This window comes from Accumulibacter sp., assembly GCF_036625275.1.
Lineage (GTDB): Bacteria > Pseudomonadota > Gammaproteobacteria > Burkholderiales > Rhodocyclaceae > Accumulibacter.
Window position 1 is genome coordinate 158,132 of the sequence record NZ_JAZKUD010000001.1, and the last position, 25,381, is coordinate 183,512.

17 protein-coding genes and 1 pseudogene are annotated in these 25,381 nt (G+C 63.8%); 8 read left to right on the forward strand and 10 right to left on the reverse strand.

What is annotated here, in order from left to right:
- Positions 1-65 precede the first annotated feature (65 nt).
- From V5B39_RS00770 to V5B39_RS00780, 3 genes are read left to right on the forward strand one after another with little or no spacing between them, the layout of a single operon-like run.
- A complete protein-coding gene (locus tag V5B39_RS00770; RefSeq protein WP_332340642.1) occupies positions 66-758 on the forward strand; it encodes an ABC transporter permease in 693 nt (230 codons plus the stop codon).
- Between the two features lie 10 nt (positions 759-768).
- Entirely contained in the window at positions 769-1,500 is a 732-nt protein-coding gene (locus tag V5B39_RS00775) for an ABC transporter permease (protein ID WP_332340644.1), read from the forward strand.
- Positions 1,501-1,514: 14 nt separating this feature from the next.
- Entirely contained in the window at positions 1,515-2,297 is a 783-nt protein-coding gene (locus V5B39_RS00780) for an ABC transporter ATP-binding protein (protein WP_332340645.1), read from the forward strand.
- A gap of 176 nt (positions 2,298-2,473) precedes the next feature.
- On the opposite strand, the gene phnE is transcribed toward V5B39_RS00780, so the two are convergent.
- The 5 genes from phnE to selD all read right to left on the reverse strand — a co-directional run bounded on the left by phnE (position 2,474) and on the right by selD (position 8,295).
- Complete coding sequence (gene phnE, locus V5B39_RS00785; protein WP_332340647.1) at positions 2,474-3,289, reverse strand: phosphonate ABC transporter, permease protein PhnE; 816 nt, start codon at positions 3,287-3,289, stop codon at positions 2,474-2,476.
- The gene (locus V5B39_RS00790; protein ID WP_434735636.1) at positions 3,286-4,128 is read right to left on the reverse strand and encodes a PhnE/PtxC family ABC transporter permease; all 843 of its coding nucleotides are present in this window, start codon (positions 4,126-4,128) and stop codon (positions 3,286-3,288) included. Before V5B39_RS00790 ends, phnE begins: the two co-directional genes overlap by 4 nt.
- Before the next feature lies 1 nt (position 4,129).
- Complete coding sequence (locus tag V5B39_RS00795; protein WP_332340649.1) at positions 4,130-5,002, reverse strand: phosphonate ABC transporter ATP-binding protein; 873 nt, start codon at positions 5,000-5,002, stop codon at positions 4,130-4,132.
- A gap of 66 nt (positions 5,003-5,068) precedes the next feature.
- A complete protein-coding gene (locus V5B39_RS00800; protein ID WP_332340651.1) occupies positions 5,069-5,935 on the reverse strand; it encodes a putative selenate ABC transporter substrate-binding protein in 867 nt (288 codons plus the stop codon).
- 80 nt (positions 5,936-6,015) lie between these two features.
- Positions 6,016-8,295 (reverse strand): selenide, water dikinase SelD, encoded by a 2,280-nt coding sequence (gene selD / locus V5B39_RS00805; protein WP_332340806.1) that lies wholly within the window; start codon positions 8,293-8,295, stop codon positions 6,016-6,018.
- A gap of 688 nt (positions 8,296-8,983) precedes the next feature.
- On the opposite strand from selD, the gene V5B39_RS00810 reads away from it, so the two are divergent.
- The 3 genes from V5B39_RS00810 (at position 8,984) to bfr (V5B39_RS00820) (ending at position 10,634) form a co-directional block, all read left to right on the forward strand.
- Positions 8,984-9,391, forward strand: coding sequence for a DUF4332 domain-containing protein (locus V5B39_RS00810; protein WP_332340653.1), 408 nt, complete (start codon positions 8,984-8,986; stop codon positions 9,389-9,391).
- A gap of 275 nt (positions 9,392-9,666) precedes the next feature.
- Positions 9,667-10,146, forward strand: coding sequence for a bacterioferritin (gene bfr / locus V5B39_RS00815; RefSeq protein WP_332340654.1), 480 nt, complete (start codon positions 9,667-9,669; stop codon positions 10,144-10,146).
- Positions 10,147-10,157: 11 nt separating this feature from the next.
- The gene (bfr, locus tag V5B39_RS00820; protein WP_332340656.1) at positions 10,158-10,634 is read left to right on the forward strand and encodes a bacterioferritin; all 477 of its coding nucleotides are present in this window, start codon (positions 10,158-10,160) and stop codon (positions 10,632-10,634) included.
- 299 nt (positions 10,635-10,933) lie between these two features.
- Here the strand turns inward: bfr (V5B39_RS00820) and V5B39_RS00825 are convergent, their stop codons facing one another.
- Positions 10,934-15,985, reverse strand: a complete 5,052-nt coding sequence (locus tag V5B39_RS00825; protein ID WP_332340658.1) for a pentapeptide repeat-containing protein — start codon at positions 15,983-15,985, stop codon at positions 10,934-10,936.
- 81 nt (positions 15,986-16,066) lie between these two features.
- On the opposite strand from V5B39_RS00825, the pseudogene V5B39_RS00830 reads away from it, so the two are divergent.
- Positions 16,067-16,291, forward strand: a pseudogene (locus tag V5B39_RS00830) (transposase); the annotation flags it as partial.
- Positions 16,292-16,551: 260 nt separating this feature from the next.
- Here the strand turns inward: V5B39_RS00830 and V5B39_RS00835 are convergent.
- The 4 genes from V5B39_RS00835 to V5B39_RS00850 form a co-directional block, all read right to left on the reverse strand.
- A complete protein-coding gene (locus tag V5B39_RS00835; protein ID WP_332340660.1) occupies positions 16,552-20,223 on the reverse strand; it encodes a lipase family protein in 3,672 nt (1,223 codons plus the stop codon).
- Between the two features lie 164 nt (positions 20,224-20,387).
- Complete coding sequence (locus V5B39_RS00840) at positions 20,388-21,224, reverse strand: DUF2235 domain-containing protein (RefSeq protein WP_332340662.1); 837 nt, start codon at positions 21,222-21,224, stop codon at positions 20,388-20,390.
- 416 nt (positions 21,225-21,640) lie between these two features.
- Entirely contained in the window at positions 21,641-22,402 is a 762-nt protein-coding gene (locus V5B39_RS00845; RefSeq protein WP_332340664.1) for an ABC transporter permease, read from the reverse strand.
- Positions 22,399-23,325: an ABC transporter ATP-binding protein gene (locus V5B39_RS00850; RefSeq protein ID WP_332340666.1), complete on the reverse strand. Its 927-nt coding sequence runs from the start codon at positions 23,323-23,325 to the stop codon at positions 22,399-22,401. The genes V5B39_RS00845 and V5B39_RS00850 overlap by 4 nt, the downstream gene beginning before the upstream one ends.
- Before the next feature lie 245 nt (positions 23,326-23,570).
- Between V5B39_RS00850 and V5B39_RS00855 the strand changes: the two genes are divergently transcribed.
- Complete coding sequence (locus V5B39_RS00855) at positions 23,571-25,346, forward strand: diguanylate cyclase domain-containing protein (protein ID WP_332340668.1); 1,776 nt, start codon at positions 23,571-23,573, stop codon at positions 25,344-25,346.
- The last annotated feature ends 35 nt before the right edge of the window (positions 25,347-25,381 follow it).

Below are 25,381 nucleotides of genomic sequence, written 5' to 3' on the forward strand. Positions count from 1 at the left end.
GTGGTCAGCGTTCCCTGTTTCTTCCCCGGTTGTTTTCAAGGTACAACGCGCGGAGCAATTCAGCCATGGACGCCCTGACCGAATACTCCCCCAGCTTGCTGGCCGGAGCATGGATCACTCTCCAGGTCGCCCTCCTGTCACTGGTTCTTGCCGTCAGCATGGGCTTGCTTGGCGCCGCCTGCAAATTGTCTCGCATCGCACCACTACGCTGGTCGGCCGCGTTGTATACCACCATCGTTCGTGGCGTGCCCGATCTGGTGATGATGCTCTTGTTTTTTTACGGCGGCCAGGTGATCCTCAATGCCATCAGCGACCATCTGGAATGGGAGATGATCGAACTCAACGCTTTTGCCGCTGGCGTTCTGACGATTGGATTCATTTTCGGCGCCTATTTCACCGAAACCTTTCGTGGTGCCTTTCAAGCGGTACCGGCCGGCCAGATGGAAGCCGGCCGAGCTTACGGCATGAGCGGCTGGCAGGTTTTCTGGCGCATCCTTTTTCCGCAAATGCTGCGTTACGCCCTGCCGGGCATTGGCAACAACTGGCTGGTCCTGCTGAAAAGCACCGCCATCGTGTCGATGATCGGACTGGCCGACATGACCTGGCTGGCCGATCAGGCCGGACGGTCGACCCATCAGCCTTTCACTTTCTATCTGGCCGTTTGCGTACTCTATCTAGCGATGACCGCCGTCTCGAACCAGGTTCTGGAACGCTTGCAGCACCACTACAACGTCGGTGTCCGCGAAGCCAACGTTTGAAGAGACGATCATGGAATGGTTTGACCCGAATGTGATCAGCGGCAGCTTGCCCGAGTTCTGGCGTGGCCTGTGGATGACCGTGCAACTGACCGTCATCTCGTTGGCGGTCGGCTTTGCCCTGGCCGTTCCGCTGTCGATTGCCCGCGTGTCAAGAAATCCCTGGGTCAGTCGGCCGATCAGCGCCTATACCTACTTTTTTCGCGGCACCCCGATGCTGGTGCAGCTATTGCTGATTTACTACGGAGTTGGCCAGAGCGAATGGATGCAGCAGCAGTGGGAAGCCGGCAACTCATTCTGGTTACTATTCCGCGACGCTTATTTCTGCACCATGCTGGCCTTCAGCCTGAACACCTGCGCGTATCAACTCGAAATGTTCGCCGGCGCAATCCGCAACGTACCCCATGGCGAGGTCGAAGCTGCCGAGGCGATGGGCATGACACGCTACATCGCGCTGCGCAGAATCGTGCTGCCATCAGCCTTGCGCCGGGCGATTCCACCGTTGAGCAACGAAGTGATTCTGATGCTGCAAGGCTCGGCGATTGCCAGTGCGGTGACACTGGTCGACCTGACCGGTGCGGCCCGCAATGTCTACTCGCGTCATTACGCGCCTTTCGAAGCCTTCATCTTCGCCGGACTGCTCTACCTCGCCATCACCTTTGTTCTGGTCGGTTTGTTCCGCCTCGCTGAAAACCGTTGGCTCGCTCATCTGCAACCGCGCAGCGCCAGCGCCCAGAAAGACTGATTGAAAAGGCTGCCATGACCTCCAGGGCCAACAACGAACTCCTCCGCGTCGAGGATCTGCACAAGCAATACGGCGACAACGAAGTCTTGAAAGGCGTTTCGCTGACCGCCAGCTCGGGCGATGTGATCAGCATCATCGGCTCGTCCGGCTCCGGCAAGAGTACTTGGTTGCGCTGCATCAACTTTCTCGAGCAACCGACTTCCGGAAAAATCATCGTTGCTGGTGAAGAGATCAAAATGCTTCCCGGCAGCAAGGATGCTCTCAAGGTGGCCGACCCCAGGCAATTGCAGAAGATCCGCACGCGTCTGTCGATGGTCTTCCAGCACTTCAACCTCTGGGGTCACATGACGGTGCTGCAGAACGTCATCGAAGCGCCAATCCACGTGCTTGGCCTGTCGAAGAAGGACGCCATTGAACGGGCCGAGCGCTATCTCGAGCGCGTCGGCGTCTGGAAGTTCCGCGACACTTACCCGGCGCACCTGTCAGGTGGCCAACAACAACGCGTCGCGATTGCGCGTGCACTGGCGATGGAACCGGAAGCACTGTTATTCGACGAACCCACCTCGGCACTTGATCCGGAACTGGTTGGCGAAGTCCTCAAGGTGATGCGCTCGATTGCCGAAGAGGGCCGCACCATGCTGGTCGTCACTCACGAAATGGGCTTTGCGCGCGAAGTTTCCAACCACGTCATTTTTGTCCATCAGGGGCGTGTTGAAGAAAGAGGAAACCCCAGGGAGGTACTGACCAGGCCAAACAGCGAACGTCTGCAGCAGTTCCTGTCGGGCAACCTCAAGTAGGCGAATGAAGTGCAGGCTGCGAAAGAAACCTCGTCATGACGCTGCACGGAAATCATTGATATCGCACGATCAGGCTTCTGAACCCCGGTTTGATCGACGGATCGGATTCCCGTCTGCCTCCGCCGGAAGCTCCGGCTGATCAGGAAGACCTCGTGGCATCACCCCGTCGTTCCAGCTCAGACGCTTGCCATGCGCTTGCGCAGGCGGTCGCTCAGCGCGTCGACGGCCAGCACCAGGACGAACATCGCGATCAGCACCGTCGCCGCCTGCGCCTGCTGGAAGATCGACAGGTGATAGTAGAGCATCTGGCCGAGGCCGCCGGCGCCGACGAAGCCGAGCACGGCCGCCATGCGGATGTTCATTTCCAGCCGGTAGAGCCCGTAGGCCACGCATTGCGGCCAGACCAGCGGTTGCGTTCCGTACAGGAAGGCCGGCACGCCGCCGCTGCCGGCTTCGCGCAGGCTTTGCTCGGGCTGCCGCGGCGCGTTCTCGATCGCTTCGGCGAACAGCCGGCCGAGCACGCCGGTGGTGTGCAGCGCCAGCGCCAACACGCCGGCGAAGGGGCCGAGGCCGGCGGCGAGCACCATCAGCGTCGCCCACACCAGTTCCGGCACGCTGCGCAGCAGATTGAGGAGAAAGCGCGACAGCCGGGCGGCGGCGGCCCCGTGCCGCCCGGCCGCCGGCAGGGCCAGCAACAGCCCCGCCAGCGCCGCCAGCAGCGTGCCGACCATCGCCACCGAGAAGGTCTGCAAGGCGCCCCAGGCGGTCTTGCGCACGAACTCGGGGTGGAGGTCGGGTGGCAGGAAGGAGGCGGCAAATTTCCCCATCGCGACTGCCGAATCGGCCGAAAACAGCGCGCTGAAATCGATCGCAAGATAGGCGAAGCTGGCCACCACGGCAGCGATCAGCAGGCCGCTGGTGAGCACGCAGGACAGGCAGAAGTCGGCGGCGCCGCGCGCCGCACAGGGTTTCTGAATGTCGTCCGCGTTCATGCCAGCGCCCGCCGCAAGGTTGCGCTCAGCGCGTCGGCGAGCAGCACCAGCAACAGGAAGACGAGGAGGATCACGGCGGCCTCGCCGCCGTTCAGCATCTTCATCGACTGATCCATCAACTGTCCGAGCCCGCCGGCGCCGACGAAGCCCATGATCACCGACGAGCGAACCGCGCACTCCCAGCGATAGACGGTGTAGGAGGTCAGTTCCTGCGCCGCGTTGGGGAGCAGCCCGTAGGTCAGTGCCGCGAAGCGGCCACCGCCCGCCTCGAGCAGCGAGCGGGCAGGGCGGGTATCGGTCGATTCGAGGATCTCGGTGTACACCTTGCCGAGCATGCCGCCGTAGGTGACCGCCAGGGCCAGCACGCCGGCGGCTGGTCCGAGACCGAAGACGCGCACCAGCATCAGCGCCCAGACAATCTCCGGGATCGCGCGCAGGAAGGTCAGCAGCGCGCGCCCGGCGAGGCGCAGCGCGTTGCCACCGCGGTGGCCGGGTCCCGGCCCGATCAGCGACACTGCCAGCGGGCGTGTGCACAGGATTGCCAGCGGCACGGCGATGAGCAGGGCCAGGGCGATGCCGGCGGTCGCCATCGCCAGCGTTTCCAGCGTCGCCTTGAGGAGAATGCCGAGAAAGTCGGTCGACGTCTCGGGCGGCAGAAAGCCGGCAAGGAAGGCGCCCATCACCTGCAGATGGTTGCCCTCGAACAGCGCCCAGGGCCGGAACTCGGCGAGCTGCAGAAGTGGCCACAACAACCCCAGGGCGAGCACCGTCCAGCCGAGGCGCGCGCGCGCGTCCGGGTCACGGGCCGGTGGCGGCAAAGTGCTGGCGAGCGTCTTCAAGTCAGCGTCCGCGGCAGGTGTCGAAGCGCACGACGGCGATTGCCACCTGGCCGGCGGTGGCGGCACCTGCCGCGTCAACGGTGGTGGCGTCGCGCAGTGTGACCGGCGTCTGGGCCTGCGTCGGCAGCAGGCCGCCTTCGGTGGCGTATAGCTCGCGCAACATCGTCTCGCTGACACGCGCCGTCGGCAGATCGAAGACGATTTCGCCGGCGCGCAGACCGACGATGCGCGGAAACCATTTGAGCGCCAGGTCGACCGCGTGCAGCGAAGCAAACAGGCTGGCGCCGCGACGCTCCGAGTCGGCGACCAGCTCGCCGAGTGCGGCATCGGCGAGCGTTGGGTCGAGGGCCGAGACCGGTTCGTCAGCCAGGATCAGGTCGGGCTGCTGGTAGAGGACGCGGGCGATCCCGACGCGCTGCAACTGGCCGCCCGAGAGCCGGTCGCAGCGATCGAACAGGCGGTCAGCGAGGTCGAAGCGTGCCAGTACCGCCTGCGCACCGGCGATGTCGACCGGATAGAGTAGCGAGCAAAGACCCTTCCACGCCGGCCAGTGGCCGAGCCGGCCGGCGAGGATCGCGGTAATCACGCGCTGGCGGGGCGGAATTGGCGGCACCTGGTGGATGGTGCCGATGCGCGCGCGCAGGTGGCGCAATTCGCCGGCCGACACCTGCCAGGGGTTGACGCCAAGGATCTCCAGCCGTCCGTCACTGGGCCGCAAGGCACTGCCGAGCAGCCGCGTGAGGCTGGTCTTGCCGGCGCCCGACGGGCCGATCACCGCCACCCGCTCGCCACGCGCAAGATGCAGCGAGATCCGCTGCAGTGCGCGAAAACCATTGCCATGCGTCAGTCCGACGCCGGTCAGTTCGCTTGCCATGTCCTTGCCTCCTTGCTCCCTGTCGCCGCGACGCCTGCTGACTCGTCACCTGCGGAAGCCGCACCCTTACTTGATCAGCCCGGCGCTGCGCGCCGCCCGTTCGATGCCATCGTAGTTGGCTGCCGTGGTCGGCACGAACTTCGACGCGCGCTGCAGTTCCATCAGCTCGCGCTGCGCCGGGTCGGCCCGGTCGAGCTTGAGGAAGGCCTGGGTGATCTTCTGGCGCAGCGCCGGCTCAAGACCGGGGCGCACCGTCCAGTTGTAGTCGAAGTAGGGCGGCGTCGTGGCGATGACCTTGACCCGCCTGGCGTTGGCATCGCCCTTCTCGACCAGCTTGTCCATCACCGAAGCATTGAGCACGCCGGCCTCGACCTTGCCGGAGGCGACGAAGGCGACGGTGGCGTCATGCGCGCCGGAGAAGGCGACGTTCTTGAAATCCTTGTCGGGATCGATGCCATCCTTGAGCAGGTAGAAGCGCGGCATCAGGTGTCCCGAGGTGGACGACGGCGATCCGAAGGCAAAGGTCTTGCCCTTCAGTTCGACGAGCGACGTGACCGGGCTGTTTGCCGGGACAATGAATTTGCTGGTGAACACCTCGTCCTCGGCGCGCTGGACGATCGGGATGGCCTCGCCGCCGGTTCGCAGCTTCGCCTGTACGAAGGTGAACCCGCCGAGCCAGGCGAGATCGATCTTCTTCGCCGCCAAGCCCTCGACCACCGCCGCATAGTCGCTGACCGGCGTGAACTGCACCTTGTAGCCGGTCTCCTTCTCGAGGTACTCGCCGAGCGGCTTGAACTTGCGCTGCAGTTCGGTGGGCGCCTCGTCGGGGATTGCCGAGACCCGTAACAGGTTTTCGGCGTAGCTTGCGGCGCTGCCGAGCATCAGGGCGAGCGCCAGGGCGCTGCGGGAAATCAGGCGGGGCAAAAGCATCATGGTCGGTTCTCCGTAGGTGGCAGGGGGTGCGGGGAAGGGCGGCTTGCCGCCAGGGCGTGCAAACTCCGCGCATCTCTTGGTCAGATGCGCAGTGTAATTGGTTCCACCGCCTCGCTGGCCGGCAGCACGCGCCCGATGCAGATCGCCTGCGCGTAGCCCAGGCTGTGCAGCGCGGCGATGCACTCCGCGGCCCTTTCTGCCGGTACGCTGGCGAGCAGTCCGCCGGCGGTCTGCGGGTCGAAGAGCAGCGGGTAGTTCGGGTGATGCAGCGCTTCGGGCTGGTTGCGCAGCGCGCGGCGCAGGCGCACGTTGGCCGGCTGCAGCGAGCTGAGGATTCCTGCTGCGGCGGTTTCCGCGGCGCCGTCGAGGAGCGGCAGCGCGGCGAGGTCGATCTCGGCGTCCACCCCCGACGGGCGGGTCATCTCGACCAGATGTCCGAGCAGCCCGAAACCGGTGAGGTCGGTGCACGCGCGGGCGCCGTGCGCGACCAGGCAGGATGCCGCTGCCCGGTTCGACCGTTGCATCGACTCCAGCGCCGCGTCGATCCAGCGACCGCGCGCCTGCAGCCGCGCGTGCGCCGCGAACAGGGTGCCGGTGCCGAGCGGTTTGCTGAGGATCAGCGCATCGCCGGGACGCATGCCGCCCTTGCGCAGGACGCCGGCCAGCGTTCCGTCGATCAGCCCGTTGATCGCGAAACCGAGTGCCAGTTCGCGGCCCTCGCCAGTATGACCGCCGACCAGCGCACAGCCGGCTTCGTTGAGCACCGCGACAGCGCCCGCCATCATCTGGAAGACGGTGTCCTCGACCTTGTTCTCCAGCCCTGGCGGGACGGTGGCGATCGCCGTTGCCGACTGCGGTGCGCCGCCCATGGCAAAGATGTCGCCGAGCGCATGATTGGCGGCGATCCTGCCGAAAAGCCAGGGGTCGTCGACGAAGGCCCGAAAGAAATCGACCGTATGCACCAGCGCACTGCCCGGCGGCACCCGCAGCACCGCGGCATCGTCAGGCGCGTGCAGGCCGATCAGAACGTCGTCGCGCTCGATCGGGTGAACCCTCGCCAGCGCCCGCGACAGCACCGTGGCGCCGACCTTGGCGCCACAGCCGCCGCAGCGCATGGCGATCGCCGAGATGGCCTGCGTTTGCTCGGCGGCGTCGAGCGGAATCGTTTCGGCCGGCGCGGGCGCGGCGTTGGCGTGCATCGGCGCGAATTCGCTGAAACGGCGCATGAAGCGTCGGTCGATCCAGTCCTTCCAGCGCCACACCCAGTCGCCGTGCGCAAACAGCCTGCCGCGCGAGGCCACCGCGTGCCGGTCGCCGGTGCTGATCAGAGCCAGCCAGCGTCTTTGCGGGCGATACGCGAGCAGTGGCTGGCGCAGGACGATTCGCCGCAGGTTCTCGGCCAGCGGCTTGCCCATGCGCACCGCGAAGACGCCGGCCTTCTCCAGCGGTCGGTCGATCAGCGACGCACAATCGCCGGCGGCGAAGATCAGCGGATCGGTCTCGCTTTGCAGGGTGTTGCGGACGCGGATGAAACCCTCGCCGTCGAGCCCAAGCCCGGTCTCGCGCAGCCACGGTGCGCCGCCGGCCTGCGTCACCCAGACGACCTCGTCGGTGGCGAGCGTTTCGCCGCTGCGCACCTGCAGATGGCCGGCGGCGACTTCGACGACTTCGCAATGACGATGGAGGGTCACGCCGCGCTCGGCCAGTACGCGTTCGAAGACGCCGCGCACCGCCGCGTTGTGTGTCGGCAGAATGCTCGCGCTGGCCGAGAAGAGGTGAAAGCGGAGTTCGTCGGGGTCGCGCCCGAGCGCTACCAGTTCGCCACGTAGCCGGTGCTGCATGGCCAGCGTCAGCTCGACGCCACCGGCGCCAGCACCGACCACGGCGATCGTCGTCGTTCCGGCGTGCGCGCGCACGCGCCCGAGCAGCGCCAGCCAGCGTTCGTTGAAACGGCGGATCGGTTTCACCGGCACCGCGTGCTCGGCGGCACCATCGACGCGTGCAAGCTGCGGCGTCGAGCCGATGTTGATCGACAGCACGTCGTAGGGTACCGGCGGCCGCTGGCGGCACCGTACCTGGCGTGCAACGCGGTCGACGCCGATCACCTCGTCGCGGAAATAGCGCGCGCTGGCAAACTCGGCCAGCCGCCGCAGATCGATATGCACGGCATCGAAATCGTAGTGTCCGGCGATGTAGCCAGGCAGCATTCCCGAGTACGGCGTGTCCGTATCGGTGCAGATCACGGTCAGGCGCAGACCCGGCAGCGGCCGCATGGCAAACCTGCGCAGCACGCCGACGTGGCTGTGCCCCCCGCCGATCAGGACGATGTCGCGGACGATCGGAGTGGTTGCCGCTCGCATTCGGTCAAACAGGCGCGAACCGAGCGCACCGTAAAGGGCTTTCGGGGCGATCGTCGCTGTCGGTGCTGCAAGGCCAGTGAGCCGTTCGGTGCCGATCGCCTGCCGATCTTCGCGAGCGATCCGGATCAGGCGCGGCGAGTTCATGTCGGGGCGCTGTCTTTCGCCTTGGCTTCGGTGATGGTCCTGCGAAGGTGCTGGCTGCCATGCCGACGAAGCCGACCCAAGTGAAGGTCCCGGTGCGCATCGCTGTCAGTCCCGCCACGAGGCTCGCCACCGTGAAGGGAACCGCTGGCAGCAGGCGCAGGCTGCAGCCAGCCCTGCCAGCACGGCCGAGCCCAGCCACCAGCGCATGGCGGCGATGGTGGCGCGAGTGTGAAGGTGGCGGGATCGTGGCGTTCATGGTGTCGGCAGTGCGGCCTGCGCCAGCGTGTGCTGTGGGCCGTTGGCGATGCGCAGATAGTATGACACGTGTGCCGGCGAAGGTGGCATCGATCCAGTGATCGCCCCTCCCCCTTGCGGTGGAGGGGCCGGGGGAGAGAAAAACGGTCATGACTTTATGATCGGGGGTGCCTGGAAAAGTCATGACCGTTAGAATTAGAATTGTCTCCGCCGAATAGCCGCCTGGCCTGGAGATTCCGGCGACATGCAAACTTCGCTTCAGCCAACTACCCCAGAGGAGAAAACCGAAATGACCGTCTCAGTCAAGGACTTGCAGGGAAGCACTCCCGATCTGATCGAAAAGCTCAAGGCAAATGGAATCATCAACAATGAACAGCTTCTCACCGCAGCCGCTGCGCCGGCACAGAGAAAAGTCCTCGCCAGCGCCTGCGGTTGTGATACCCGTGTCATTCTGGAGCTTGCCAACCGGGCCGATCTGGCGCGCATCAAGGGCGTCTCCGGAGTCTATTCCGACCTGCTCGAGAAGGCCGGCGTCGATACGGTCAAGGAACTGTCCACCCGCCGCGCCGACAATCTGCATGCGAAGATTGTCGAGACCAACGCCAGCCATCAGATCACCAAGCAAGCCCCTTCCCTGGCCATGGTCGAGTCCTGGGTGCAACAGGCGAAGGAACTGCCCAAGACCTTGAGCTATTGAGCTTTACCGAAAAACCAAGGGGTGTCAGGTTGGCCTGGGGGCGTCGTCCGCATTGCGGAACCCCAGGCGGGAAGCGGCGGCAGGCCGAAAGCCCTGCCTGAAGTGCGTGGGCCTATGGCCAATGGTTTGCGGACCAATCCGCTGGCCGGTTCCCACCGACTGCACAGGCTCTCCCCTTTTCGGCATGGCTCCCCTAGAATGGCGCAACCGGCTGGCCGAAGAGGGTTGGCCAGGCGCCTCGTCACTTGACCTCGATACCTCGATCGGAGAAGCCCATGAAAGGCGACCAGAGCATCATCGATATCCTCAACAGCCTGCTTGCCGGCGAACTGACGGCAGTCGATCAGTACCTGATCCACGGCGAGATGTACGCCGATTTCGGCCTGCGGCAGTTGGCCGAAAAGAGTCTCCATGAATCGGAGCACGAGCGCCAGCATGCACGTGCCCTGATCCAGCGCATCCTCTTTCTGGAAGGTAAACCCCAACTCGACAGGCGTGAGGTCCTCAACACCGGCAAGACCGTTCCGGAAATGCTCAAAGCCGACCTGGAGGTCGAATACAAGGTCGTCGGCGAACTGAAGAAGGCCATGGCTGCCTGCGAAAAAGCCCGTGACTATGTCACGCGTGACCTGCTCGGCGTACAGCTCGAAGATTCCGAGATGGATCATGCGTATTACCTGGAAAAGCAGCTACGCCTGATCGAACGGGTGGGGCTGGAAAATTATCAGCAGAGCCAGATGGGCTCGACGGCTTGAGGAGAGGGTCCATGCAAGGTGACAAGAAGGTGATCGAAGCCCTGAACAAGGTGCTGAAGAATCAACTGACCGCGATCAACCAGTATTTTCTGCACGCGCGCATGTTTCGCAATTGGGGTGTGGAGAAGCTGAACGACTACCACTACCAGCAGTCCCTCCGCGTCATGAAGGAAGCGGATGAAGTGATCGAGCGCGTTCTCTTCCTCGAAGGCCTCCCGAACCTGCAAAACCTCGGGAAGCTGCTGATCGGTGAAAACGTCGTCGAGTGCCTCGCCGGCGACCTTGAGTTCGAACGCGAAATCCATCGACCACTGCTGGTCCAGAGCATCACCCTCTGCGAGCAGTGGCACGACTATGTCAGCCGTGATCTGCTGGAAGAGCTGCTGGAGCACTGCGAACAGGCCATCGACTGGCTGGAAACTCAGCAGGGCCTGATTCGGGAGGTGTCGCTGCCAAACTATCTGCAGGCGCAAATGGAGGGTGGTTAGCGGATGTCGGTGACCTGGCCGTACTCCTCGGCGAGCCCGACAAGGAGCCTGGGTCCAGCTGGGAGGCGTACTCCTTGCCACAGGAATTTTCGAGGCCGAAGACAAAATTTCCGAAATCGATGAGGAGGGCGACGTGCCCGGATCCGTTGTCGTTCATGGTGGGGCTCGATGGTTGATGGGTGCAGGTTTCGATGAGCCATTGACACCGTCAAGTCGTAGAGTCCGAAAGTCGAAGACTTGCGCACTCTACGCCGTTCAGATGTTGCATCGCGCCAATGCCGGCGTCGCTACGCGCAGACCTAGCTCACTCCTGGCACCGGCCCGAAATATTCCAGTGGTACGGTATCGTAATGGCCGTCGGGGAAGCGTACCTGCCAGCCCAGGTAGCGCCAGAGTTCACCGTGTGCAAGCTGTAGCGTCTGGCCTCGCGCGTCGGTCACACACCAATGGCCTCGGCCAAAATCATGGATACGCGGGCCGATGGCGCCACCGGTATGTGCGTCCCACAGCCGCAGGGTGCCGTCAATGCCCGCCGAGAGCAGGCGCCGACCGTCGGGCGAAAAGGCGCAACTCGTCACCCCGCCTGCATGCCCCGTCAGGGTGAGCAGGCGGTCGCCGCTTTCGGCATCCCACAGCCGCAGGGTGCCGTCACTGCCCGCCGAGAGCAGGCGCCGACCGTCGGGCGAAAAGGCGCAACTCCACACCCAGCCTTCAAGCCCCGTCAGGGAGAGCAGGCGGTCGCCGCTCTCGGCATCCCACAGCCGCAGGGTGCCGTCACTGCCCGCCGAGAGCAGGCGCCGACCGTCGGGCGAAAAGGCGCAACTCGTCACCCTGCCTGCATGCCCCGTCAGGGAGAGCAGGCGGTCGCCGCTCTCGGCATCCCACAGCCGCAGGGTGCCGTCAATGCCCGCCGAGAGCAGGCGCTGACCGTCGGGCGAAAAGGCGCAACTCCGCACCCCGCCTTCATGCCCCGTCAGGGAGAGCAGGCGGTCGCCGCTCTCGGCATCCCACAGCCGCAGGGTGCCGTCAATGCCCGCCGAGAGCAGGCGCCGACCGTTGGGCGAAAAGGCGCAACTCGTCACCCCGCCTGCATGCCCCGTCAGGGAGAGCAGGCGGTCGCCGCTCTCGGCATCCCACAGCCGCAGGGTGTCGTCAATGCCCGCCGAGAGCAGGCGCCGACCGTCGGGCGAAAAGGCGCAACTCGTCACCCCGCCTGCATGCCCCGTCAGGGAGAGCAGGCGGTCGCCGCTCTCGGCATCCCACAGCCGCAGGGTGTCGTCACTGCCCGCCGAGAGCAGGCGCCGACCGTCGGGCGAAAAGGCGCAACTCCACACCCAGCCTTCAAGCCCCGTCAGGGTGAGCAGGCGGTCGCCGCTCCCGGCATCCCACAGCCGCAGGGTGCCGTCATCGCCCGCCGAGAGCAGGCGCCGACCGTCGGGCGAAAAGGCGCAACTCCACACCGTGCCTGCATGCCCCGTCAGGGAGAGCAGGCGGTCGCCGCTCTCGGCATCCCACAGCCGCAGGGTGCCGTCATCGCCCGCCGAGAGCAGGCGCTGACCGTCGGGCGAAAAGGCGCAACTCGTCACCCCGCCTGCATGCCCCGTCAGGGAGAGCAGGCGGTCGCCGCTCTCGGCATCCCACAGCCGCAGGGTGCCGTCCTGGCCCGCCAAGAGCAGGCGCTGACCGTCGGGCGAAAAGGCGCAACTCCACACCCAGCCTTCAAGCCCCATCAGGGAGAGCAGGCGGTCGCCGCTCTCGGCATCCCACAGCCGCAGGGTGCCGTCAATGCCCGCCAAGAGCAGGCGCTGACCGTCGGGCGAAAAGGCGCAACTCGTCACCCAGCCTTCAAGCCTCGTCAGGGTGAGCAGGCGGTCGCCGCTCTCGGCATCCCACAGCCGCAGGGTGCCGTCACTGCCCGACGAGAGCAGGCGCTGACCGTCGGGCGAAAAGGCGCAACTCGTCACCCTGCCTTCAAGCCTCGTCAGGGAGAGCAGGCGGTCGCCGCTCTCGGCATCCCACAGCCGCAGGGTGCCGTCACTGCCCGCCGAGAGCAGGCGCTGACCGTCAGGCGAAAAGGCGCAACTCGTCACCCTGCCTGCATGCCCCGTCAGGGTGAGCAGGCGGTCGCCGCTCCCGGCATCCCACAGCCGCAGGGTGCCGTCCCTGCCCGCCGAGAGCAGGCGCCGACCGTCGGGCGAAAAGGCGCAACTCGACACCACGTCTACATGCCCCGTCAGGGTGAGCAGGCGCTTCGGCATGGTGCCGGCCCCGGATGGGCCGATTGCCGAGCGCACAGCCCAGGCCCGCGGCCAGTCCGCATCCAGCCCGGTGGCGGCGCTTGCGGATGCGCCAGCGACGAGCGTGCGATGGAGTCTGGCGGTGGTCAGATCGGCCTTGCGTAGCGAGGCGCGGATCACCGTGCCGGCAAGGTCAGCGCCTTGCCAGTGCGAGCCATCGAGCTTGCAGGCGACAAACATCGCGCCATTGAGCCGGGCACCGGAAAAATCGCTCCCGTTCAGGCTCACATTGCGCCATTCGCACTGCTCCAGGCTGGCGTTGCGCAGATTCAGCCCGTCGAGCATCAGGGGTTGGGTCTGCGCCGACCAATCGAGGCACTCCCGGCGCAAGATCAGGCCGCCGAGTTGGAAGCCTCTGCCGGAGATGTTCGGCAGGTCTTTGCGACTGGCGAGCAGGAAGTAGCGGAAGCACAGCGTTGCCGCCGCCAGCCCGCCGGCGCCACCGCGCAAGCTGGCCAGTGTCTGCAGGGCAGTCGATTGGCTGGACGCCTCGTCGACAAGCCACTGGCCAACGAAATCGAGCGTTTCATCGCTGACGCCCTGCGCCAGCGCCCAATCATCGGGATGGTTCTCGACCAGGGCACGATGCAGGAAGGCAGCGACGAAGAATTCCTGCAGGGAGGTATGGGCAAACTCGAAGCGGCTGTTTTCCGGACGATCTCCGTCGATGCGCTTGAGGAAGGTGGCATTGCGCAAGTCCTGGTAGAGCAGATCGACCGGCTTTTTCAGAATGGAGGCGCTGGGCCTGAGCTTGCCGAGCCATTCGTCCAGCCAGTTCTCGAGTTCGCGTGCGCTGAAGCTGCGCAAGCCCTGGCGGACAAGGTGAGCGGCCAGATCGCTGGCAATGCGCTCTTTGTCTTCGGGCTGGAAGCTTTGCTTTTCCTCGTCGCGCAGCAGCCACTCGCGGACCACCTCCCGGTACAGCGTTACCCCAGAAATCGCCCGCCCCTGCCGCTGCCAGCTCTGGATGCGCGGGATGAACTCTGCGACCAGTTTCAGGGTGAATGGGCGGGAGGCGAGATCGCGCAAATTGTGGATCGACTCGACCATCGTCATTAGTTGGTCTACGTTCCGATCAGGCACGGAGGCCTCGAAGTACTTGCGGATCAGTTCGTCGGAAAAGGGCTGCAGGACGCATGCTTGATACTGCTTGGCAGTCTGGCTGCCACGCTGCTGTCCGGTCAGACGACTGTTTTGTTCGGCAAGATTGCGGAAAAACTGGGTTCGGCAGCTTATCAGTACCTTGGGGGGGCGCAGCGCGTCGTCCTGGCGACCCAGTTCACGCTGGCGCTCGCGTGCTTCCGGAATGACCTTGAGCAGGTTGGCCGTGAAGGTTTGGCCCTGCTTGTCGGTGATGCGAGAGAGCACCTCGTCGAGGCCGTCGAAAATGACCAGCGATCCGGCGTCGATGATCTCGTTGACCTGTTCGTAGCGCGGCATGTCGCCGTCGACGTGCAGGTAGCCATTCCGCAGGCAGTCCTCGATGGTCTCGCGTAGCGTGGCAACATGTCCAGGCAGGCCTGCTTCCGCGGCAGCCACGTTTTCCACCTTGCGCAGGTCGAAGTAAAGGGGCGCAAGCCCATTCCTGCCCTGGCGGCGCTCTTCCTGCAAGTGCCTGGTGAGTACCTGACAATGCGTGGTCTTGCCCATGCCGTATTCGCCGAGCAAAGCGTAAAGTGGTGGTGCGCCAGTGTCTTCGAGCCAGTGCAGGATGTGATCGAGGGCGACGACTTGCGGACCGCTCGGCGATTCCCGATCGGAAGAAACATTTTCAAGGGAAACCGGCGTACCTGATTGCCCAAGGATGCGATGCGGGTTGTCAGCTTCCTGCGCCTGGCAGCGCTGTAAGTTTGCTTCGCTACCTGGCTTCTCACGCTGTCCGCTCCCGGCGGTACGGGGTGGCGTCGGCGAAGGCTTGGCCAGACATTCGGATTCGAGCAAGGTGTGAACCACGCTCACCGCGTTATCTGCCGCGAGGCGCTGGTGTTTCTCTTTGTCGGGGTTGGATTTGTTGCCATCGCCAAAATCGCAGATCGCCTTGACGACAACCCATTTGATGCCGCTTCCCTCCAGGGCCGTGGCAAGGCCTGCAGCTTCCATCTCGCCACCAATCAGGTCGTCCTGTCCTGCCAACCTGACCAGCATGTCTCGGAAATCACGGTCGTCAACCAGTTTTTCACCCGTCAACACGCCACCGAAGCGCAGCAGGGGCCAGCCGGTTTCGTTTGCCTGCCGGCGAACGTCGAGCTGTTCGATCGCCGTCGTCAGCGCACGCGAAGCAGGTGGGCGTGGGCCGCGTAACTCGCTGCCTGCGGAGCCGACTCGCGCAAGCTCGTAAGGGACAATGAAGCGGCTGACCAGTACTTCGCCTATACGCTGCTTCCGGTCGTTCAGGCCGAAGGCGATGCCCACCGCGATGACAGCATAAGGGCTGTGTGCTTTTGCAAGGGTCGTCACGGAACGTTGGGAAGCCGGGTTGCCCTGGCGGCTGTGCGCATGCCATACCTGCCAGTCATTGACGACGCCCAAGTCATCGACGATTTCCTCGCCCGTGCCACGTGTTGGCGGATTGCCCATCTCCCTCGGCCAGAACTTGTCGCGAACGGCTTGGAATTCGTTGTCGTTGAAGGTGACGAGCAGGATCGGTGCGTTGAGCGGGACGGCCATCTGACCCGCAACGCGCTGCTCCGGCGGGATGGCGTCCAGTCCTTCCGTATCCGCAACCGGAACCTGGCGCATGCCCAAAAAATGGAGGCTGCGGTTGGCTACGCCCTTGTTCTTGGCACCGCTGTACGCCGCTTCGAAGGGCAACTTGCGTTGTGTGGCAGCCGCCTCCAGTGCTTTCAAGAGCGTGGAGAGCTGAGCGGCGGCGCTCTTGGTGTCAGCCAGTGGAAACAGGGTGTCGTGAACCCGTTTGATGGACACCGAGCCATCTTCTTCAAGCAGGCCAAACAGGTTTGACGCGGCTGCTCGTATTGCCGGGTTCAATGAGCCTTCGATTTTGTACAGGGCATTGTGCGCCTGCGTGCGATTGAGCTGTATTGGCGGAGACATGAATAACCCCTTGGATTTGCTGGTTTCAGCGTATGTCATCGAGGGGAAGGTGTCAAGTTGTTATGGTTGTATTCTATTGTATTGCTGGTCTATAGCTACGTCACGGGGATCTTCTCCAGTCGCAAGCTGGAGCGGGCGACCTACGATTCGGTCGCCTGCCGCTACATCGCCGCCGGCAGCCATCCCGATCACGACAGCCTGGCGACGTTCCGCCGGCGTTTTCTCGACGAACTGAGCGACCTGTTCCTGCAGGTCCTGGAGATGGCCAGGGAAATGAAACGGCTCAGGCTGGGCAATCTCTGGCTACCCCGTGGACAGTCTGATCGCCGACAGTGGCTACTGCTACTGCACCGAGAAGAACATCCAGGAGGGCGAGGCGGCCGGCATCGATCCGGTGATCGCGGGGTCTGCCTGGCGTGGAACTTGAAGCGCATGGCCAAGTTGCGCCCGCAGTAGGGAAAAACGACGGGAAAACCGTACAAAAAGCGGGAAAAAAACGAAATCCGGCCTGCTCATTCCGTATCGTGAAATTTGGCGGTTTTCCCTACTCAAAGTCCGACAGGCGGCTAGCCGGCCAGCGACGCGTGCAGTTTGCCGAGGGCCTCGCGCAGCGGTTCGATTCCGGGGCGGTGCCGCAGCGGGCGGAACTTGTCGGCGATCAGCTCTTGCGCGATGTGCTGCCCGAGCTTGCGATAGCTCTCGAACTGCGATTCGTCGAACCACTGATCGAGCGTCGACACATGCGGAAAATCCTGATGCTGGGATTTGTACTGCAGCAGGTCGGCCGACTCGTCGCCGGTCAGCGACGGCTTGATGTAAAACAGCAGGCCTTCGGCGGCCGGGCGCTCTTCGGTCTCCGGGTAATGGATCAGACCGATCGCAGAGTGGCCGGCGGACACACCGCTGGCATCGGGAATGATGCTGCGCGGATCGATGTCGATCTCGACGCCGAAGTCGGTCCGGCACTTGCGGACTGCGTTGCCGAGATCCTCGAAGGTATAGTCGCCGTCCTGCGAGGCGTCGGAGGCGATGATCACCCGACAGCGCCGCCGGACAAGCTCATAGAGTCCGAGGTTCTCGAAATGGCCGCCGTCGCTGAGGTAGACCAGATCCTTGCGGTCGGAGGACAGACCCAGCAGCTCGAGGAGCAGCATCCGGCTGCTGAAGCTTCGGGAGTCCTTGCGCCAGCAGGTCGGCTTGCGCGGGTTCGGCAGCCACCAGCCAAGCCGGGCGTTGAAGACGGTCATCAGGAAAGCCGTGGCGGCATTGGTGTGGTAGCCCCAGTTGGGGCTCGCCGCCGCGCCGGAAATCGTCATGGCCATCGCCAGCGGGAGAGGCTCTTTCCTGCCGACTGCCTTGACAGCAAAATCGGCCGTCTTCTGGAAAGCGTCGATGCCGCGTTCGCCGAAGGCCAGCCGGTAGCCGCAGTGAAGCGGGCTGAAAAGAAACGAGGCCGCCTTGCGTTCCTGCCAGCCCAGGCGGTCGGTGGCGCCGGCGACCGGATCGTGGGTGATGTTGAGTGCGCAGTTGATCAGCGGATAAGGCCGTACTCTGGCCAGGTCGCAGAGCGGTGGCGAATCCTGGTCGGTCATGCCGGTATACAGGTTGGGCCGGCGTTCGCTGTTGGATGCACCAAGGTAGCAGCGCGCGAGCCGATTGCGATAGAAGAAGTGCAGCGAGAAGATGTTGATGTCCAGCCGCCAGGCGAGCATGACGATTACCAGGAAAAGCAGCGCGAGTACGGTGCACCACTGCCCTGCGGTGATGGCGCGGACACGGTACAGGGAAAGGTTGGCGTAATCGGCGAAGGGCGTTACCAGCCAGCAGTCGATCGTTGCCGAAGGACTCTCGACCTGGGCGGCCGTTTCGCGGTCGACGATCCGATAGGCCAGGTTCCAGCCGCTGCTCTTTTCGGGGCAGGCTTCGCCAGTCTGCGGAACGGCGCCCGGCGTTGCCTGGTCGGCCACTGCCGTCGTGGTCTCCACCGGCGCCCCGAGCTTCTGGATGCCCCAATGAACGCCGAGAGCGACCAGCCCGAGCAGGCCGACGATGAATGCGTAAGGTGCCGCTCGCGCCAGCCATCCGCGCCAGTTCGGCCTGCGTTCGGTGCCGCTGCACTGGGCGCTGGTCGCCGACAGGGCACCCATCGCGGTGGTCGCCAGCCAGGCAATCCCCCCGGCCGTCATCAGGTAATTCCACGACAGGTGCCAAAGGAAGGGCGTGCCGAAAGCGATTCCGCTGGCCGCCAACCAGACGACCGTCGTATGCAGCAGACGGCCGTTGCAGCGTGCCCACCATTCGCGATACATCTCGCCGCCAAGCTGATGCAGGAGCGCGAGCAGCAAGGAGCCTGCCGAGAAGGCCGCCAGCAGCGTCAGCGGCGGCGCCAGCACGATGAACAGCAGCCGGTGCGCAGGCCCGGTCAGGCCAGGTGCTCCGCCGAACGCCGGCCAGACGAGCAGGAGCAGGAAGGGCAGGGTCACCCACAGCAGGCAGAAGAGCGAAGCCACGACGAGGCTGGCTTCCACCCTGCCGGATAGGCAGCGGTCGGCCGATCGGCTTTCGGAAGACGCGGCGAGAAAGGTTGCCAGCAGAATCACCGCCCACGGACCCAGACCCGACACTGGGGAGAGCACGGGCTGCGTCGATCCGGTGTCCGGCAGGGCAGCGATCAGGCCCCAGGCAATGAACAGGACCAGGGCCAGGGCGGTCACCAGCAGCAACTGGTTGACCAGGGTGTTGCGCAACCAGGTGGCCAGAGCGGTCAGCGTGTCGGCGCTGAACAGCCCCGCACGGGGGGTCAGGTAATTGCTGAAGCGCCTGAGCCAGGTGACCTCGCGCGGTTCTCCTGCGTCGTTGAACTGCTCGGCCCGTTGCCGTTCCGTGCCCCCCAGGCGCGCGGCGACGGCCTCGGCCGCCTCGGCCGCAGTCAGACCGGGGGTGTCGCCGGTGCTCTTGCCGGTGCGGTAGAGCCAGGCGGTCAGCCATGCTCCGATGTAGCCGCCGCCGGAGACTGTCGACAGATAATCGATGCGCGGCAGAACGCCGCCGCTGGCCAGTGCCTGCAGCACACCGAGGTTGAAGGTCGCGCTGCGGATGCCGCCACCGGACAAGGCCAGGCCGGCACATTGCGGCTCGGGAGAGATCTGTCGAGCGCTTTCTGCCGGCGCTGGCGGCTGCTCGGCCAGATCTTCCGGGGGCCCTGGCGGCGGTGCTGTGACGCCTTCGGCCGCCGTGTTCGACGCTGCCGGAGTGCCGCCGGGGAGCCGCTGGAGTGCCTGCCACTCGGCCCAGATCACCTGCCGCGACGACACGGCCTGCAGGTTCTCGGCGGTAAACGAGCGGTTGTTTTCGAGCAGTGCGATGTATGTGGCGATATCGTGATCGGCGATCAGCGAGAAGGGCTTGACGTCCTTGTTGTCCCCAAGCTGACTGAGGGCATCCTCGCATTTCTTGAGGGCTGCCTCGACCCTTGGGCCGATCAGGTCGGCGGCGCGGTCGCGCTCCTCGAGCACCCCCCGGTGATCGAAGTAGAAGCGGCGGCCGACGTGACGAAAACCCGTGCTCGCCAGCGGCACGCGCGGGACGACATCGTCGCGATTGACGAAACGGAAGGTCTTCAGACCCAGCGCGTCTTCGTAGGCGGCGGCGAATTGCCAGTCGCCGACCCGCGGCTGGCCGTAAGTGTAGACGCCACACACCCTCAGCCCGTTTTCGGGCCGCCCCTCGCCGGTGGACGAGTCGCCGAGCACGCAACGCGCCGCTGCCAGCACCGCCAGCGCACCACCAAGACTGTGGCCGCTGATCCAGAGATCACGAACCGCATGTGCTGCCAGCCGGTCGCGGATGCGCGTCCATACGGCTTCGAGTGCGTCCCGGAATCCCCGGTGTACGAAGCCGCCCGGACCATCGCTGCGGCGGGTGTTGAAGTTCACCAGCCAGTCGTTCAACTGTTGTTCGGAACCCCGGAAGACCAGCAACCCGGTGCCATTCGCTGCGGCGACGATGAAGGCTTGCGTGCCGATCCCGTCGTCGGCAACGAAGTCCGCCTGCGGGTCGAAAACCCACGCTTCGCCTGCCTGCGCGCCCAGGTCACTGGCAAACTCCTGTGCCGACCGGTAAGCCTGCTCACTCAGCCTGGCGAGGTCCAGCGCCACGTCGAACGAGTAGCCGTCGACACCGGCGGTGAAGTGTTCCGGATCGATCCTGTGGGTATTGCGAGCGCCGCTGCCGTTCATCGGGTTCTCCTGGGTCTGTCGCAAGACGGAACACCGCCTCTGCCGCCATCGTGCCGGCAGGACACTGCAGGCTCGCTAGCGGCCGCCCGGCCTGTTTGCCGAGGCGGCCCAATCGGACCTCATGCCGGCGCGTCCAGTCAGCCGCACTGCCCGGCAGTCCCCGTTCAGGCTGTTTCGATCGGGTTGCCGGGTGGTGGGTTGTTGTGCACCAGGCGGCCGGCATCGGGCCGCGCCGACACCGTGTGATGGATCAGGTCGGTTGCTTCTATCCGGCGCGCCGGATCAAGCTGCGGATCGAAATTCTTCGAGATCGGTGCCGTCGCATCGCACCGCGATGCATAACCGGCCAGCTTCTGGGCGTCGAAGGACAGCCCCGCGGCTTCCGCCTGCCGGATCATCCAGCACAGCGAGATATGTGACAGACCGACGCTCTGGCCGCCACCGACGTCGGAGTGTACTCCGCGAAACCAGACCTCCCTGAGCGTTTCGCGCGGCGGCACGCTGCCGTCAGCGCGCTTGATCCGCGTCGGCCGAAAGTTCTCCCGGCGTTCGTCGAGTGCCAGTGCGTGACAGCATTTCTCGACGTTATCCGGCAGGGTCAGGTGCCAGCCGAGGTTGATCGGATTGCCGGGAATGCCGAACGAGGCGACCAGATCCCAGATACCCAGAAAGCGGATGCGAACCTCCGGAAAGTTCTCCTTGACCTCGTTGGCGAAGTGCACCGCCAGCGCCGAACCCCGACTGAATCCGACGATGTCGATCGTCCGGTCGCCAGCGGCAAGGTTCCTTTCAAGCGCCTCGATCGCCTCGCGAATCCGCAGTTTGCCGCCAGCTCCGGCGACACCGCCCAACACCTTGCCAATGAATCCGAGGCGAGTGCCGACCCCCTCGAGGTAATAGAGGTTGCCTTGGTAGGCATCACGGAAGCGGACGACGTTGCTGTCCCTGGCTTCGTCCTCCTCGTCTTCGTTCCAGGTGCCATCAAATGCGTAGAGTGCCATTGCTCAATCTCCCATCGGCAAGTCTGACTTCGGACCCGGCCTTGCCGGCCGGCTGCTTACGGGCAAGTTTCGGTCATTAAATTAGGGTCGTCAACGTCGGTCGCCGAATTTCGCAGAAAATAAGCACTGCACACGTCAGGCGTCATCGCGATTTCCTCAACGAAGAGGGAGAAGACCCGGCTAACGGTCATGACTTTTCCAGACACCTCCGATCATGAAAGTCATGACCGTTTCCCTCCCTTGCAGGGCGCATTCCGGCTGGCACGCCGGAATCGTTCGATGGGCGCAGAGTATGCTCCGCGAATTTCCCATCCCACCCCCCGGCTACGGCGGCGCGGAGCAGTGCTTCGCGAAACCCCGCCTTCGTTCCCGCGCGGGGGAGGGGAGATTTGTGAGTTGCTGACGCGACTTTCACATTAAGTCTTGAGCCGGTAACCGGTCTTGAAGATCCAGGCCACCATCGCCAGTAATGTCGCCAGGAACAGCAGCGTCATGGCAAGACTGATGCCGACGCTCACGTCAGCAAGATCGTAAAAACTCCAGCGAAAACCGCTGACCAGATAGACCACGGGGTTGAACAGAGTGACCGTCTGCCAGATCGGTGGCAGGATATGGATCGAGTAGAAGCTGCCGCCCAGGAATGTCAAGGGGGTGATGATCAGCAGCGGCACCAGTTGCAGCTTCTCGAAATTATCGGCCCAGATGCCGATGATGAAACCGAAAAGACTGAAAGTGACCGCCGTGAGCACCAGGAAAAGGATCATCCAGAAGGGATGTGCGACCTGGATCGGGACGAACAGGCGGGCTGTCGCGAGGATCACCAGGCCAAGGACGATCGACTTGCTGGCGGCTGCGCCGACATAACTGGTCGCGATCTCGAGATAGGAAACCGGCGCCGACAGCAGCTCGTAGATCGTTCCCGTGAATTTTGGAAAATAGATCCCGAATGAAGCGTTGGAAACGCTCTGCGTCAATAGCGACAACATGATCAGCCCCGGCACGATGAAAGCACCATAGCTGATGCCGTCGATCTCGGGAATGCGCGAACCGATCGCCGCGCCGAAGACGACGAAATACAGGGAGGTCGAGATCACCGGCGAGACAATGCTCTGCAGCAGCGTGCGTCGGGTACGCGCCATCTCGAAGAGGTAAATCGCACGCATGGCCTGCAGGTTCATTTTGCCTCCTTCACCAGGCTGACGAAGATGTCTTCGAGCGAACTCTGGGTGGTGTGCAGATCCTTGAAGACGATGGCGGCGTCATTGAGATCCCTGAGCAGCGCAACGATGCCGGTTCGCTCGCCTTGTGTATCGTAGGTATAGGTCAGTTCGCTGCCATCGCTTGACAGTTCCAGCGGGTAGGCATCGAGTCCGGGCGGGATGCCAGCGAGTGGATTCTGCAGTTGCAGAGTCATCTGTTTTCTGCCCAGCTTGCGCATCAGTTCAACCTTGTCCTCCACCAGAATGATCTCGCCCTTGCTGATCACCCCGATCCGGTCAGCCATCTCTTCGGCCTCGTCGATGTAATGGGTGGTCAGGATGATGGTCACCCCGGTGGCCTTGAGCGAGCGCACCAGTTGCCACATGTCACGCCGCAGGTTGACATCGACCCCGGCGGTTGGCTCGTCGAGAAACAGAATCTGTGGCTCGTGCGACAGCGCCTTGGCGATCAGCAGGCGACGCTTCATGCCGCCCGAGAGGGTGATGATCTTGTTGTCCTTCTTGTCCCACAGGGAGAGTTCGCGGAGTATCTTTTCGATGTAGGCCGGATTCGCGCGCTTGCCGAAGAGGCCACGGCTAAAGGAAACCGTCGCCCAGACCGATTCGAAGGCATCGGTGGTCAGTTCCTGCGGCACCAGACCGATCTTTGCGCGCGCGGCCCGGTAGTCGGTGACAATGTCGTGCCCGTCTACCCGCACCGTCCCTGCGCTGGCATTGACAATCCCGCAGATAATGCTGATCAGGGTGGTTTTTCCTGCGCCATTGGGACCCAGCAAGGCGAAAATTTCACCACGGCGAATTTCCAGACTGATCTCCTTGAGCGCCTGGAAGCCGGTGGCGTAGGTCTTGCAGAGTCCGGCGATGGAGAGGATGGTCGGCATGGACGCGACCATAGCAGATCCCGGCAATGGATTGAACAGCAGCATCATCATCCTGGCGGCGGTCGGATGGCCCGACCAGCATGCCGATCCGACACTGGCGCCATATTGGCTATAATTTAGCCTGTTAAGTCTTTGTGATGACTACTGAAGTGAGGACCATGGCAGCAGCAGGATGCTGCGGGATATCCTGGCCGGACTGTCGGCGAAGGATCCCTGTAGCGCACGGGTGAAAGGACAAGCACACCATGAGCGACCCGATGCCACGGATTTTGGTCATCGATAACCGGCCGGCCAATCTGCTGACGCTGCGGACCACACTGGCTCCGGAATTCGAGTTGCAGTTTGCGGGTTCCGGCGCACAGGGGCTGGCGATGGCCGCCGAATCCCCCCCCGACCTGATCCTGATCGATATCATGATGTCGGAAATGGACGGTTACGAGACCTGCCGGCGGCTCAAGGCCGACCCCCGACTGCAGGACATTCCGATGATCTTCGTGACCGCCCTCGGCGAGGCCGGGACAGCGCGTACCGGGCCGGTCCCGGGTCCTGCCGACACCGTCTTCACCCCGCCGATCATCGCAGAGATTACCCGCCGGCGTATCCGCAATCTGCTGCATCGGGAACAGTTACGCAGGGCGGCCGAGAACTACCGCAAGCAACTTGCAACGCGAGAACAAGCGCTGCTGGAAAGTGAGGCCTTCACTCGCACCATTCTCAATTCGCTGACCGAGAATCTCGCCGTTCTGGATAGTCAGGGCGTCATCGTTTCGGTTAACCGGGCGTGGCAACGCTTCGCCGAGGAAAACGGAGCGCCAGGTCTGGCGACAGACTCCGTGGGTATCAGTTATCGAAGCGTCTGCATGGCTGCTGCCGGACAGCCGGGTGGAGACGAGGCCTTGCTGGCCTGGGCGGGAATCGAGGCGGTGCTGACCAGGACTCAGCCGCATTTCAGCCACGAATATTCCTGCAACGCTCCGGATCAGGCACGCTGGTTTCGCATGCGCGTTGATCCGATGCTTGCGCCCTGCGAGGGCGTCGTGGTGGTCCACGAAGACATCACCCGGAGCAAGGAAGCGGAAAATGCCTTGCGCGAGCAGGAGGCGTTCTTCCGCCTGATCACCGAGAACCTCGAAGGCTTCGTGGCGGTTCTCGACATCGAAGGGCGACGGGTATACAACAGTCCGTCCTATGCGCGCCTGCTCGGCAACCGGAATCTTTGCGGCACCTCCTCATTCGAAGACATCCATCCGGCCGACCGTGAACGAGTCGTCGGGGCTTTTCATGCGACCGTTGCCACGGGGATCGGGCACCATCTCGAATTTCGCTTTGTGACGGCCGACGGCGGCACTCGCCTGATCGAATCTCGTGGTGGGGCCATCAGGGACAATGCAGGCCGCATCAAACGCGTGGTCGTCGTTTCCCATGACGTCACCGAGCGCAGGGCCGCCGAAGAAAAAATCCACCATCTGGCTTTCTATGACGCACTCACCCAACTGCCCAATCGCCTGCTGCTCAACGACCGTCTGCAGCAGACCATGGCAGCCAGCAAGCGCAGTGCCTGTTATGGCGCGTTGATGTTCATCGATCTCGACAACTTCAAGCCGTTGAATGACCGGCATGGCCATGCAGTGGGCGATTTACTGCTGATCGAAGCGGCGCATCGACTGAAAACCTGCGTTCGCGCGGCAGACACCGTGGCGCGTTTCGGCGGCGATGAGTTTGTCGTAATACTGAGTGATCTGCATACGGATAGGATTGAATCGAGTACGCAGGCCGCGATCGTTGCAGAAAAAATCCGTATCAGGTTATCGGAACCCTACCTGCTGACCATCCGGTGCGAAGGAACAACGGACACGAGAATCGAACATCATTGCACGGCGAGCATCGGCGTGACGCTGTTTCTCGATCATGTCGTCAACCTGGACGACCTTCTCAAGCGGGCCGATACCGGAATGTATCAGGCCAAACAGGCGGGACGCAATCTGATCCGGTTTCATGACGAGAAGGACGGGGTAGACTGACTCGCCTCAGCGTGGCGAAGCGCCGGACTTCCGGC